The organism is Geobacillus sp. CAMR5420 (assembly GCF_000691465.1).
Lineage (GTDB): Bacteria > Bacillota > Bacilli > Bacillales > Anoxybacillaceae > Geobacillus > Geobacillus thermoleovorans.
In genome coordinates, this window is sequence record NZ_JHUS01000045.1 from 1 (window position 1) to 14,048 (window position 14,048).

Here is a 14,048-nt window from a genome sequence, read left to right on the forward strand (position 1 = left end):
AAATATAGTTAAGGCGATTCCTCTCCCACTTACTCCGCTTCGCTTCGTTGAAGTGGGAGTCTTCTCGCCTAATTAAGATAAAAAAGCAATATTTAAGAAAATAAAATCGATACAACTTACATTTCGCACCCTACAGTTTGGAAAAAATTATTTATTTGATTTTTTAGAATAACTTTCCGATCAACACGATTAGCGATGGCAATCTTTTTTGCCATCGCTAATCGTTCCGTATGACATTACACGTAAATGCCCTTGTCCATGCCTGGTCCTTGCAGAACCCTTCACTGATTAAGGAGATCGGTTTCCCGAACGAGCATTGGATTTGCCTATCCGGCAGCTCCACCTGGACGCTTGTCCGGTTGGTCAGGTCAGTTTCCGGCCTCCTGCAACACCCGATTTGTCTCTTCCGCCGCCTGATCGAGCGCGTTTTGCGGATCGATTCCTTCGTACAACCGTTCCATCGCTTTCACGACATGTTGCCGAGATTCAGGGAAGACGGTGATGAGCGCCCCTTGGGTAGCAGGGGTTGATTTTGTTTCATGCAGCTGATCCACCGTCACTTTTAATTGTGGGTATTTCGCCCACTCCTCTTTGACGAGCGGCTCATCGTACGCAGCCGGGTTAATGGCAAAATACCCTGTGCGCACATGCCACTCAGCTTGGACAGGAGCGGTTGTCAAGTATTTCATGAACTCCCACGCCGCTTTTTGCTCCTTTTCGCTGCTTCCTTTCATCATCCAGAGCGAAGCGCCGCCAATTACGACGCCTTGACGTTCCACGCCATCCGGGACAGGCAAATACGAAACGCCAACGTCAAATGGCGAGTTATCGATCAACGTTTTTACACCAGCGGACGAATCCAAATACATGGCGATTTTTCCTGCTTGGAAGGCGGCGCGCATGTCGTCCCAGTTTTGACCGGCGTTGTAAAACGTGCCGTCTCGGTACATGTCGCTGATCAGCTCAAATACGCGCTTCCCCTCATCTCCATTGAATACCGCTTTTGTCGCATCACTGCTCCGTCCATTGTTGTTGTTCACATACAGTCCGCCTTGTACGGCCACCATTTCTTCAAAAAACCAGCCGTAGTTCAAAATCGAGAATCCGTACCGTTCGGTTTCTTTTCCTTTTTTCTTTGTCAGCTTTTTCGCCGCTTCCTTCAACTCGCTATAGGTGAGAGGCGGTTTTTCCGGATCAAGCCCGGCTTCGCGGAACGCATCTTTGTTATAAATGAGTACAGGGGTGGATGAGTTAAATGGCATCGAGTAAATCCGCCCGTTCACGGTATAATAATTGACAATGTTTTTCTCCCATTGTGAGACATCATACTTGTCTTTATCGATCCACGTTTGCACTGGAACAATCTTTCCACTGTCGATCATATGCTTTGTTCCGACTTCAAACGTCTGCATGATCGTCGGGGCGTCTTTTGTCCCTGCTGCCGCATTCCATTTCGTCAGCGCCTCCTCATAGGTGCCTTGAAATACTGGCTTCACCTCAATCTCTGGATGGGTTTGGTTAAAATCAGCGACAATGTCATTTAAGACCGGCTCCAAATCCCCGCTCATCGAATGCCAAAACACCACTTCTGTTTTGCCTCCCGCCGCTTTGCCCGCATCTTCGCTTGAGCATCCCGCGGCAAATCCAATAAACATTAAAGCTAAGAAACTGGCTAAAACCTTTCTCATCTTGTTTCTCCTCCTCGCTATTGAATCGCTCCTTGCATAAGCCCTTTTCGCAATTGCTTCTGTCCAGCAAACAACAGCAACAAAGTTGGAAGCATCGCGATAACCGCCGCTGCCATAACGACGCCCCAGCTGCTGGCGATCTCTTGCGTCTGCAGCTGCTTGAGCCCGATCTGCACGGTGCGGACACGGTCATCGTTTGTAACGAGCAGCGGCCATAAATACATATTCCAAGCGTCCAAAAAACTGTAAACAGCCAGCGTCACCAAACTCGTTTTTGAAAGCGGCAGCACGACGCGGCAAAAAAAGCGGAAATTCCCCACCCCAGACAACTGCGCCGCCTCATACAGCTCGTGCGGAATTTGCTTAAACTGTTGCCGCAATAAAAAGATGCCAAATGCCATCGCCCAAAACGGCACGATGAGTCCTGCGTAATGGTTTGTCCAGCCAAGCGCTTGGATGGTCAAAAAATTTGGGATCACAGTCGCTTCCCACGGAACGAGCATCGTGGCAATGCACACGTAAAACCACCGATCCCGACCGGGAAAACGGAGAAACACAAAAGCGAAAGCGGCGAGACTTGACACGATGAGGCGCCCCACTGTAATCATGAAAGCCACAAAAAAGCTGTTCCATAAATATCTCCCAAGCGGAGCCTGTTGAAACGCGGCCTCATAATTGACCAATGTCCCCTTCTCAGGCCATAGGCGTCCTGACAAAATAGCGGCTCCATCCATCAAACTCATCAGAAGAGCATAAGCCACTGGAAACAAGATGACAACCGAGCATAGGCATAACAACACATAGTGAGCCGTTGCCCGCGCTATTTTCATTGGTAGTGCACCTTCCTCTCAGCAAACCGAAACTGCAAAAACGTGACGATGGCGATGATGAGAAAAAGGACAAGGGCTTGCGCGCTCGCGGAACCAAACTGATAGTTGACGAACGCTTCCCGGTAAATCGCGTAAACGAACACATTCGTAGCCTCCACCGGCCCGCCTTTCGTTAAAAAGTCAATTTGTCCAAACGTTTGCAGCGCTTGAATAAGCGAGACCGTCGTGACAAAAAACAACGTCGGCGACAACAGCGGCACAGTCACTGTCCACAACTGTCGCCAATAGCTCATTCCAGCGATGCGGGCGCTTTCGTACAAGGATGGATCGATGTTTTGCAGACCGGCCAGCAACAATAAAAAGGTCAGTCCGATATTCATCCAAATCGTCGCCGCCGCCACCGCATACAATGCCGTGTCCTGGTCAAGAAGCCATGAAACAGGAGTCCCGCCGATCGCAGACACCAAACGATTGATGATCCCGATCGCCGGATTGTACATAAACATCCAAATCACCGAAGCGACTCCCACGCTCATCCCCATCGTAGAGGCAAAAATCGTCCGAAAGATCCCGATTCCTTTCCGTGTTTCATGAGCGAGCAACGCTAAACCGAACGAAACGGCGACCGTCGTCGGGACAGTGAGCACCGCAAATAGAACCGTCGCCTTCAAACTATGCCAAAACGATGCATCTTGAAGAAGAGCAACAAAATGCGCCAAACCGACAAATTCCGTCGGGTGCCCTTGATAATCGGTGTGAAACACGCTTAAATACATCGTTCTCCCCAACGGGTAAAAGAGAAACACGCCAAACAGTAGGAGCGAAGGACAAAGATACACCATCCCTTCCAACCACGATTTTATTGCGGCCTGCCGCGCCTCCCGCTTCGTCCGGACCGACCATGACGCTGGGGAGGGAACCGTTGAAACACGCTCATTCATTGGTGAACCCGCACCTCCTCCCGCTTGATGGACGGGGCTCCAATTCGCTTTCCAGACGCATCGAAAAACAGGAAATCCTGCTCATCAAACGTCAATGGCACCACCTCTCCCAAGCGGATGCGCCATTGTCCATTCCATCGTGCTGTCCAATAAAGATTTTTTGCCAACTCAAACGTCACTAACGTTTCATTGCCGAGCCACTCGACATGGCTGACTTTGACGGCCATAGATTCTTCTCCTGATTCCGCCGGCTCAATATGTTCCGGCCGCAGTCCGACGATCACCCGTTCAGCCTTCGGCAAAGAACGACGCAGAAGATGGATGGGCCGCTCGTTTTGCAATAAGAGGGAATGGTTCAGCACATGCGCTTCCGCCAAATTCATCGGCGGTGTTCCGATAAATGAAGCGACAAACGTGTTATCTGGGCTATTGTATACATCAAGCGGACTGCCGATTTGTTGCGGACGGCCGTCATGCAAAATCATCATCCGGTCAGCCATGGTCATCGCTTCCGTCTGATCGTGCGTGACATAAATCACAGTCATGCCGAGCTGACGTTGCAAACGTCGAAGCTCGCTCCTCATTTTCGCACGCAGCTTGGCATCTAAATTGGAGAGCGGTTCATCCATCAAACAAAGCGGAGTCTGCGCGACAATCGCTCGCCCTAAGGCAACGCGTTGACGCTGCCCCCCTGACAATTCCCGCGGCTTCCTATGCAGCACATCGGTCAATCCAAGCAATTCCGCCGCTTCCATGCAACGTTTCACTTGTTCTTCTTTCGGCACCTTTTGCGCCTGCAAGACAATCCGCATATTTTGCTCCACCGTCAAATGGGGATATAGCGCATAATTTTGAAAGACCATCGATAACCGGCGGGCGTGAGGGGGCCAATCATTCGCCACCTGCCCATCGATCAGCACATATCCTGATGTCAGCGGCTCAAGGCCAGCGATCAGCCGCAAAATCGTGCTTTTGCCGCATCCCGATGGGCCAACAAGAACAAAAAACTCCCCTGATTCAATCGCGACATTCACATTCTCGACCGCGCTCTTTTTGCCTCCATACGATTTCGTCACCTCGACCAGCTCAAGAAACGCCATCCGCTTTTCTCCCCTTTCCTCTTTTTCTATTCCATCGTAATCCATTTTTGTAAACACCATCTGAACTTATTTTTTGATTTATGTAAATATTTTTTGAATAAAAAAAGACGCTCTGCCAACGCAGAGCATCCTGTCACAGATTTGTAATCTTTTGGATCATCTGTTTTCCCTGTTGATACAAAAGTCAGCGTGATATTAACGAACACCCTTCATGAGCCGCTGAATGCTCGGGGCGAGCAAAAACAAGATGACGCTTAACACAACCGCCGCCCCGCCGATCGTGCCGAAATAGGCCGTTTCGTTTTCCGGCGTATAGAAGCGGACGAGCTGGGCGTTGATCGCTTGCGCGGCGGCGTTCGATAAAAACCAAAGGCTCATCGTTTGCGCCGAGAAGGCCGCAGGCGCAAGTTTCGTCGTCGCCGACAGGCCGACCGGCGACAGGCAAAGTTCACCAAGCACGACGATGAAATAGCTTAACACAAGCCAGATCGGATGGACGAGCCCCCCGCCGCTCAAATGCCCCGGCACGAGAATGACGATGAACGACAGGCCGGCGAACAACAAGCCGAGCGCGAATTTTTGCGGGATCGTCGGCTGCCGTTTACCGAGCTTCACCCACATCCATGCGAACACCGGAGCCAAAATGATAATAAATAACGGGTTCAGCGACTGGAACCATGCAGGCGACAAGTGGATGCCTGCGACATCCAACTGCGTCCGCTTGTCCGCATAGTTCGCCAAAATCGTCGATCCTTGTTCTTGAATCGCCCAAAACATCGCTGAAGCGACGAACAACGGAATGTAAGCGATCACGCGCGACCGCTCCTCCGCCGTCGTTTTCGGGCTGCGGTACATGACGACAAAATAGATGATCGGGATGATGATTCCTAAGATGCCGACAAGGGAAATAAACGTTTCCACAGTGAACCAACCGTTCGGAATCAAGATGGCTAGCAGCACGGCAATCACGACCACCCCCATGGCCATGATCGAAGCCGCTTTTTTCTTTTCTGCCGGCGTCAGCGGGTTGGGCACGTACGTCCCCGCCAACCCGAGGTTTTTCTTTCTTGTCGCCACAAATACGACAAGCCCGAGAAACATCCCGACGGCCGCAAGTCCGAAGCCAAGGTGGAAGTTGTACTTCATCCCGGCAGTTCCAACAACAAGCGGAGCCAAAAAGGCGCCAAGGTTAATCCCCATGTAAAAAATGCTAAATCCGGCGTCGCGGCGGTCATCGCCAGGCTTGTACATATCGCCGACAATGCTCGAAACGTTCGGTTTCAACAACCCGGTTCCCAAGACGATGAGCGCCATCGACACAAACAGCGCCGTCACCCCGCCCGGAATCGCCAGGGCGATATGACCAGCCATAATGAGAAGGCCGCCGTAAAAGACCGCGCGCGACGTGCCAAACACCCGGTCGGCAAGCCAGCCGCCAATGATTCCGGACATGTACACAAGCGCCCCATAAATCGACATAATCGCAAGCGCCAGATGCTCATCAAGCCCGAGCCCGCCTTTCGATACTTCGTAATACATGTAGTACACTAAAATGGCGCGCATGCCGTAGTACGAAAAGCGCTCCCAAAACTCGGTGAAAAAGAGCGTAAACAGCCCTTTCGGATGGCCGAAAAAGCCGCGCTGGGGAACGCTGGCAGCGATTTGTTGCTTATCAATGGGTGACATAACCACTACCTACCTCCTTTAAATTCTTTTAATATAATAATTCATTATGTTTATATTGTCAAAAAAATTTTGTATGATTTATAGTAAGGTAAATAAAACAATAATATTAAGAAAAATAATATTATTTAAATAAAAATTCCAAAAAAATATTTCTCCCTTTCCGTTTTCTTCGTTATCGGAAAAAACCTTTTTCCGCTTTTCGTTGACATGTATAATCAATGGCAGGGAATCGTCGTTTCCCCAACAGCACCATTTCCTCTTTTCCATCTCATCTGCATCTTTGTGTTCACCGCAATTGGTACATGAATCGACGCTTCTTTTAAGGAAAAAGATATCGTGCCCGTCCCCGTGCAAAATGTGTTATACTGATCATGACACAGTTCACCAAATGAAGGGGGATGTGGGGATGCTATACCCGTATAACGGAAAACGTCCGAATGTTCATGAAACCGCATTCATTGCCCCGGGAGCCTATTTGATCGGAGACGTCACCGTCGGTCCGGAATCGACCATTTGGTTTAATGCGGTGCTGCGCGGCGATGAAGGACCGATTACGATCGGCGCCCGAACGAGCATTCAAGACAATACGACCTGCCATTTGTACGAAGGGTCGCCGCTCGTTGTGGAAGACGAAGTGACGGTCGGGCATAATGTGATCCTTCACGGCTGCACGATCCGCCGGCGCTCGATCATCGGCATGGGGTCGACCATTTTGGACGGGGCTGAAATTGGTGAAGAATGCATCATCGGCGCCAACACGTTGATTCCGTCCGGCAAAAAGATTCCGCCCCGCTCACTCGTCATTGGCTCGCCTGGAAAAGTGGTGCGTGAACTGACGGACAAAGACCTTGAGCTCATCCAGCTGTCGATTGATACATACGTGCAAAAAGGAAAAGAGTATCGCGAACAGCTGGCCGATCATCGGGAGTAACATCAGCACCATCCCATCAACGAGATGGCTGCGCAAAAAACGATCGACGCGGCCGTCATACGGCTTATCGAAGAAAGAAAAAGAGCCAGCCGAAAAGGCATGGCTCTTTCTTTGCGCTTCCGATTCATGTCGGATGCAACTAGAAACGCATCACTTTTTCCATCGCGTGCAGCACGCGCGACGGCGTTGGCAAATAATCGTCTTCATAAGCGAAAAGCGGCACAGGAACGTCAAATCCCGTCACCCGTTCGACCGGCGCTTTTTGATAGAAAAACGAAGTATCGTTGATGACAGCGAGAATATCATTGGCCAATCCACCCGTCGCATGCGCTTCCTGAACGATCACGGTTCTCCCTGTCTTTTGCACCGACTCGGCGATGATGTCCTTGTCAAGCGGGTAAAGCGTACGCAAGTCGATGACATCGGCATAAATCCCTTTTTTCTTCGCTTCTTCCGCCGCCTTCATGGCGACCGGCACCATAGCGCCCCAGGCGATGACGGTCACGTCGTCCCCTTCACGTAGTTTTTTCCCTTTGCCAATTTCAATCGTATATTTTCCTTCCGGAACGTCTTCGCGAAACGCACGATAACTGCGCATCGGTTCTAAGAAGAGAACAGGGTCCGGGTCTTCAATCGCGGCGATGAGCAACCCTTTGGCGTCATACGGCGACGCGGGACAGACGACTTTGATGCCTGGCATATGGGTAAACAGCGCTTCCGTGCTGTCCGAATGAATTTCCGGGGCCCGCACGCCCGCGCCGTACGGGGCGCGAATGACCAAGGGCACGGTAAAATGCCCTCTCGTCCGCGCACGCATGCGCGCTGCATGGGTCATGATTTGTTCATAGGCTGGATAGATAAAACCTAAAAATTGAATTTCGACGACCGGACGAAATCCACCAAGCGCCATTCCAATCGCTGCACCAGTAAATCCTGCCTCGCTTAACGGCGTGTCCATCACCCTCTCCTCGCCAAATTCCTCCAGCAATCCTTCGGTGGCGCGAAACACACCGCCATTTTTTCCAATATCTTCCCCGAGCAGGATGACATCTTCACGCTCTTTTAGCATGGTACGAAGCGCATCATTGACCGCTTGCACGATGGTGAGCGATTTGACGCCTACTTTGGTGATCATCTTTCCATCCCCCGCTTCCACTGAAGATACGCTTCTTTCTGCTCCGCAATCGTCCATGTCGGTTGGGCGAACACAAAGTCAAACATGTCCGACGCATCCGCCTTTGGATAACGTTCCATTTCGGCCACCGCCTGCTCGATTTCCGCATCTACTTCCGCTTGCACTTGATTCGCCCATTCTTCATCCCACCATCCTTCTCGCTGCATCAAGCGTTCGACCCGCTTGATCGGATCGGTCGTTTCGCGTCGTTTCTTGCTCTCTTCCTGGTCGCGGTATCTGGACGGATCATCGGATGTCGTATGGGCGCCGTAACGCCATGTCACCGCTTCGATTAACGTCGGCCCCCCTCCGCTTCTCGCCCGCTCGAGCGCCTCTCTCGTTTTGAAATACACCGCAAACACGTCATTCCCATCGATGCGGATGCCGGGAATGTCATACGCCAGCGCCTTTTGGGCAATCGTTTTCGTCTTCATCTGCCGGGTGATCGGAACGGAAATCGCATATTGGTTGTTTTGGTTGAAAAAGACGACAGGTGCGTCAAAAACGCTCGCAAAGTTCAACCCTTCATGAAAATCCCCTTCCGATGTCGCGCCGTCGCCGAAGTACACAAGGACTGCGTTGTTCGTTCCCTTCCACTTTTCCGCACATGCCGCCCCCGCTGCTTGAGGAAGCTGGGTGGCAATCGGGACGCTTGGCGGCACAATCTTTTTCCCTTCAGGAGGGACGCATCCTTCCGTCCGCCCTTTCCAGTACAAAAGGGTTGTCGTCAACGGCCGGCCGAACGTCATCATCGCTCCATGGTCGCGATAAGTAGGAAACATCCAATCCCCATCGTTGAGCGCGAGCGCACTTCCAACTTGACACGCCTCTTGCCCTTCGTACGGCACATACGTCCCGATGCGGCCTTGTCGTTGGAGACTGACACATTTTCGGTCAAACGTCCGCGTTCGAATAAGATGACGGTACATCGTCATCGTCAACGGTTTTGTGATTCGTTCACGATACTCAGGCTGCACGACCGTTCCGTCTTCATTCAATACTTGCACGATCGGGAAGTTGAGTTCCATACCATTCCTCCTCATCCTGACAATATCAACTCAATACCGCGCGGTCGCTTGCGAGCTGTTCCCCACGAATGCGCCGAAATTCCGCCAACAGCTTCTCCACCGTCAAGCGCTTCTTTTCCGCTTCATCCACTTCCAAAATAATCTGCCCTTTATCCATCATGATGAGGCGGTTTCCTAACTCGATGGCTTGCTGCATATTGTGGGTGACCATCAACGTCGTCAGGCGGTAGCGCTCGACAATCTCTTTTGTTAAGTTGGTGATCAACTCTGCTCTCGCTGGGTCAAGCGCTGCTGTATGTTCATCGAGAAGCAAAATGGACGGTTCGGTGAAGGTCGCCATCAGCAACGACAACGCCTGCCGCTCCCCGCCCGAGAGCAAGCCGACTTTCGCCCCGAGGCGATCCTCCAATCCGAGATGAAGGGTGGCGAGCAGCTCGCGAAACTCATCGCGCCGTTTTTTCGTCACCCCGCGGCGGAGCGTGCGCGTTTGATTGCGGGCGTACGCCATCGCCAAATTTTCCTCAATCGTCATGTTCGGCGCCGTTCCCGCCATCGGATCTTGAAACACTCTTCCGATATAGCGAGAACGGACGTATTCCGGCATCATCGTGACATCTTGACCGTCGATCCAAATCGTCCCTTCATCCGGGAACATCACTCCTGAAATCACATTCATCAACGTCGATTTGCCTGCGCCGTTGCTGCCGATCACGGTGACAAAATCGCCTTTTTGCAGCGTTAAGTGAATGTTTTGAAGGGCGATTTTTTCATCCGGCGTCCCCTCATGAAACACTTTATAAATCCCGTTTAATTGCAACATCCGCCCCACCCTTTCCAACAGCGGCCGCCGCTGCCGCCTCGGCTTGGATTCGTCTTTTTGCTTCTTTTCGTTTTTTCTCTTGTTGTTGGCGGACGAGCTGGGGAACCACAAGGGCCAAAACGACCATGCATGCTGTAATCAGCTTCACATCCCCCGTCTCAAGAAATTGGACGCGCAAGGCAAGGCTCACGACAATGCGGTATAGAATCGCCCCGCCGATCACGGCAAGCGTGGTCCGCGCGATCGTTTTCGTTCCCAATACCGCTTCACCGATAATGACCGAAGCAAGGCCGATAATGATCATGCCGATTCCCATCCCGACATCGGCGAACGCCCCGTACTGGGCGACAAGCGCCCCTGAAAACGCGACCATGGCGTTGGACAGCCCGAGCCCCAACACAATGAGCGAACTCGTGTTGGCCGACAGGCTGCGAATCATGCGCAGATTATCGCCCGTCGCCCGAATCGCAAGCCCGATTTCCGTCTGCAAAAACCAGTCGGTGAACCATTTCAACAAAAGAGCAAGCAATGTCATCGACAGGAGAATTCCCCATGTTTTGGCCGCGGCTGCGTCAAGTCCGATGTTCGTCCCCCATTCTTGAATGATTGTAAACACCGTCTTCTCATTCAAAAGCGGCACGTTCGAACGCCCCATGATGCGAAGATTGATCGAATACAAGGCGATCATCATTAAAATGCCGGACAAAAGCGGGTTGATCTTCCCGGCTGTATGAAGAAGCCCGGTCATACACCCGGCGGCGAATCCAACGAAAAGCGCCAGACACGTCGCGGCAAACGGATTGACGCCATGGACAATCAACGTCGCCGCCACCGCGGCTCCGGTTACAAAGCTGCCGTCCACGGTTAAATCCGGGAAATCCAACACACGAAACGACAAATACACTCCCAGCGCCATAATGGCGTAAATCAGCCCCGATTCCACTGCTCCTGTGATGGATGTCAACAACAGCACTCATCCTTTCATTCCATGTATTCCGCCATTTGGTCCCACTCCGGCTTCAGTTTGATCCCTTGCTTTTCGGCCGCTTGTTTATTGATGACGAGCTTCAGCTTTTTCGGATATTCCGGCGTGACGCCGATCGTAACCGTTTTGTTCTCCGCCGCTTCTTCTTTTCCGCCATCGGTCGCCGTCTTTTCCCCTCCCCCGCAGCCAGAGAACATGAGTGCTCCGAACAAGACGGGAATGGCCAATCGTGACACGATCTGGTTCATGATCCTTCTCCCCCCACGACTTCTTCTACTTTTTATTTTGAATGATAATACGATTATTTATTTTCAGATAAATCTTTTCGCATGAATGCACGTTAATGGCGAACATCCCACTTCGGCCGCTTTTGGTGGGTGAAAAAATGATTGCGGCGTTTGCGTTTCTCGAGCCGCTCTTCGCAAAATTGGTCGGCTGCCTCAACCGTCGTCATTCCTTCTGATTCAGCCCGTGCATAAATGGCGAGCAATGTATCGTAAATCGCTTTCGTTTTCGCCAACACCCGCTCTTTGTTCGCCCCGTACAGTTCATCAGCCACTTGAATGAGGCCGCCGGCGTTGACGATATAATCGGGGGCATATACGATGCCTTTTTCTTTCAACATGCGGGCGTGGCGTTTGTCGGCCAGCTGATTGTTCGCCGAACCGACGACCGCTTTCACTCGCAGCTCGGCGATCGTTTCATCGTTGATGACGCCGCCAAATGCGCACGGGATGAACACATCGGCTTGGACGCGATAAATATCCGTTCCGTTCACCGGCTTGACGGCCGCCCCGATTTGCTTGCCGTACGCCATGACCTCTTTGACTGCCGCTTCGTTCAAATCGCACACATACAGATCCGCCCCTTCTTCAAGCAAACGAAGCGCCACTTTTTTTCCGACTTTTCCGAGCCCTTGCACCGCATACGTTTTGCCGTGCAAGTGCTTGCTGCCGAACACAACATCGTTCGTCGCCTGAATGCCGTAAACAACGCCCTCAGCAGTCGGCACGGATGAGTCGCCGCTTCCGCCATACGCTTCCGGAACGCCGACGATGCAATTCGTCTCTTTCATGGCGTGCACGAAATCGTCCGGCGTCGTCCCCATATCGGTGCCCGTGTAAAACCGGCCGCCTAATGACTCCACGAACTGGCCGAACGCGCGAAACAGTTCCGGCGATTTGTCTTTGCGCGGGTCGCCGATGATCACCGCTTTGCCGCCGCCAAAATCGACATCTGCGGCCAAACATTTATACGTCATCCCTTTTGACAGCCGCAGCGCATCGGCAAGCGCCTCTTCCGTCGTCGCATACGGATGCATCCGGCAGCCGCCGAGCGCCGGCCCAAGCGCGGTGCTGTGAATGGCAATGATCGCCCTTAGGCCAGTCGCTTCATCGAGACAAAACACCACCTGTTCATGCTCACGCATTTGGAAAAACAAATCGAAGCTTTGCGACATGTTTGGCGATAGCATGACCTTCATCGCGTCCCCTCTCCTTTGCTTTACTGCTTGAAAGCGTTTTCAAGTTAATATAACAAAAAATATTATTACGTTATAATAACGTTATACTATTTTTATAGTAACGATGTTGGTTACCCGTGTCAACCCTCTGCCACCCCATTTTTCATCGCCAAAAAAAGACGCCGTTTGACAGGCGTCTTTCGTACATCAGCGAAACAGTTCGGATAATGATTGCCACTGCGTTTTCGCTTCCGTCATCATTTGTTCAAACAGCTCGGCCACCGTTGGCACGTCGTCGATCAAACCGGCGATTTGCCCCGCATTGATAAATCCTTCATGGAAATCGCCAAAAAGGGCGCCGCGGCGATGACGATCTTCCGATGTATATTGTTGAAACTCGTCAAGAGGCATGCCTTGCTGTTCATACTCAAGCAGCTTCTCGACATACGGCGTGCGCATGACGCGGCGGATGCGCCCGACCGAACGGCCGACAATGACCGTTTCATTTTCCTTTGCCTCGACAAGCCGTCGTTTATACGCGTCATGAAACGGAGCTTCCTTCGTTGCCACAAGCCTTGTGCCGAGCTGCACCCCTTGGGCGCCGAGAGCCAACGCGGCAAGCAGCCCGCGCCCATCGCCGATGCCGCCGGCAGCGATGACAGGAATGCGGACGGCGCTGACGACCTGCGGAATGAGCGTCATCGTCGTCAACTCAAGCGGTGAGTTGATGCCTGCCGCCTCATACCCCTCGGCGACGACGACATCCGCCCCGGCCGCCTCCGCTTTTTGCGCTTGGTTGACCGAAGCGACGACGACAAGCACCTTGATGCCATGTTCCGCAAAACGCGGAATCCACGGCGCCGGATTGCCGGCGGAAAGCGAAACGACCGGCACTTGATGGCGGATGACGAGTTCGGCGATCTCCGCGGCGTGCGGCGTCACTTGCAGCGGAATGTTCACCGCAAACGGGCGATTCGTGCGCCGCTTCGTTTCAACGATCAGCGCCTCCACCTCATCAGGCGGCATCGTCCCCGCGCCGATCGTTCCGAGCCCCCCTGCTTCCGACACGGCGCTCGCCAGCTCGGCGTTGCTGATGTTGCCCATCCCCCCTTGAATGATCGGATAACGAAGATTAAGCAAACGGCAAATATCATTCATGATCTGTTCACACCTTTTAGAAATAGTAAGTCCATGTTTTTAAAATCGGGAAAGCATACGATCCATTAATTCAACTTCCAAACACTCCTATAGTTAATTTTGCATTGCTGCTCGAATAAAATCATATACCGGTTTAATCATTTTCGGCCCCCCATTGTAAGTAGTACCATTGATGCTAAAGCTCCCTCTATGAACAGCAACGATTTCGTTTGATGAGTTTAGTAAAGACTCACATTTCGCACCCT

General features: G+C 52.0%; 12 protein-coding genes and 1 pseudogene. 1 reads left to right on the forward strand and 12 read right to left on the reverse strand.

The window, feature by feature from the left end; translation table 11 throughout:
* Positions 1–368: 368 nt before the first annotated feature.
* The 5 genes from DI44_RS06800 to DI44_RS06780 form a co-directional block, all read right to left on the reverse strand.
* The gene (locus DI44_RS06800) at positions 369–1,688 is read right to left on the reverse strand and encodes an ABC transporter substrate-binding protein (protein ID WP_020756024.1); all 1,320 of its coding nucleotides are present in this window, start codon (positions 1,686–1,688) and stop codon (positions 369–371) included.
* 17 nt (positions 1,689–1,705) lie between these two features.
* Positions 1,706–2,518: a carbohydrate ABC transporter permease gene (locus DI44_RS06795; protein ID WP_020756023.1), complete on the reverse strand. Its 813-nt coding sequence runs from the start codon at positions 2,516–2,518 to the stop codon at positions 1,706–1,708.
* Positions 2,515–3,459: a sugar ABC transporter permease gene (locus DI44_RS06790; protein ID WP_020756022.1), complete on the reverse strand. Its 945-nt coding sequence runs from the start codon at positions 3,457–3,459 to the stop codon at positions 2,515–2,517. Before DI44_RS06790 ends, DI44_RS06795 begins: the two co-directional genes overlap by 4 nt.
* Positions 3,456–4,559, reverse strand: coding sequence for an ABC transporter ATP-binding protein (locus DI44_RS06785; RefSeq protein WP_033025602.1), 1,104 nt, complete (start codon positions 4,557–4,559; stop codon positions 3,456–3,458). Before DI44_RS06785 ends, DI44_RS06790 begins: the two co-directional genes overlap by 4 nt.
* 195 nt (positions 4,560–4,754) lie before the next feature.
* On the reverse strand, positions 4,755–6,245 hold the full coding sequence (locus DI44_RS06780) for a peptide MFS transporter (protein WP_033025603.1): 1,491 nt from the start codon (positions 6,243–6,245) through the stop codon (positions 4,755–4,757).
* Positions 6,246–6,651: 406 nt separating this feature from the next.
* On the opposite strand from DI44_RS06780, the gene DI44_RS06770 reads away from it, so the two are divergent.
* Complete coding sequence (locus tag DI44_RS06770) at positions 6,652–7,176, forward strand: gamma carbonic anhydrase family protein (protein ID WP_033025606.1); 525 nt, start codon at positions 6,652–6,654, stop codon at positions 7,174–7,176.
* A gap of 139 nt (positions 7,177–7,315) precedes the next feature.
* Here the strand turns inward: DI44_RS06770 and DI44_RS06765 are convergent, their stop codons facing one another.
* From DI44_RS06765 to DI44_RS06735, 7 genes and pseudogenes are all read right to left on the reverse strand, one after another.
* Entirely contained in the window at positions 7,316–8,311 is a 996-nt protein-coding gene (locus DI44_RS06765; RefSeq protein WP_033025607.1) for an alpha-ketoacid dehydrogenase subunit beta, read from the reverse strand.
* Complete coding sequence (gene pdhA / locus DI44_RS06760) at positions 8,308–9,378, reverse strand: pyruvate dehydrogenase (acetyl-transferring) E1 component subunit alpha (RefSeq protein ID WP_033025608.1); 1,071 nt, start codon at positions 9,376–9,378, stop codon at positions 8,308–8,310. Before pdhA ends, DI44_RS06765 begins: the two co-directional genes overlap by 4 nt.
* Before the next feature lie 25 nt (positions 9,379–9,403).
* On the reverse strand, positions 9,404–10,198 hold the full coding sequence (locus DI44_RS06755; protein WP_033025609.1) for an ABC transporter ATP-binding protein: 795 nt from the start codon (positions 10,196–10,198) through the stop codon (positions 9,404–9,406).
* Positions 10,173–11,165, reverse strand: a complete 993-nt coding sequence (locus DI44_RS06750) for an ABC transporter permease (protein ID WP_033025611.1) — start codon at positions 11,163–11,165, stop codon at positions 10,173–10,175. The genes DI44_RS06755 and DI44_RS06750 overlap by 26 nt, the downstream gene beginning before the upstream one ends.
* A 14-nt stretch (positions 11,166–11,179) precedes the next feature.
* Positions 11,180–11,293, reverse strand: a pseudogene (locus DI44_RS19465) (ABC transporter substrate-binding protein); the annotation flags it as partial.
* Between the two features lie 230 nt (positions 11,294–11,523).
* The gene (locus tag DI44_RS06740) at positions 11,524–12,666 is read right to left on the reverse strand and encodes a Glu/Leu/Phe/Val dehydrogenase (protein WP_033025613.1); all 1,143 of its coding nucleotides are present in this window, start codon (positions 12,664–12,666) and stop codon (positions 11,524–11,526) included.
* A gap of 186 nt (positions 12,667–12,852) precedes the next feature.
* Positions 12,853–13,803, reverse strand: a complete 951-nt coding sequence (locus tag DI44_RS06735; RefSeq protein WP_033025615.1) for a nitronate monooxygenase — start codon at positions 13,801–13,803, stop codon at positions 12,853–12,855.
* Between the last annotated feature and the right edge of the window lie 245 nt (positions 13,804–14,048).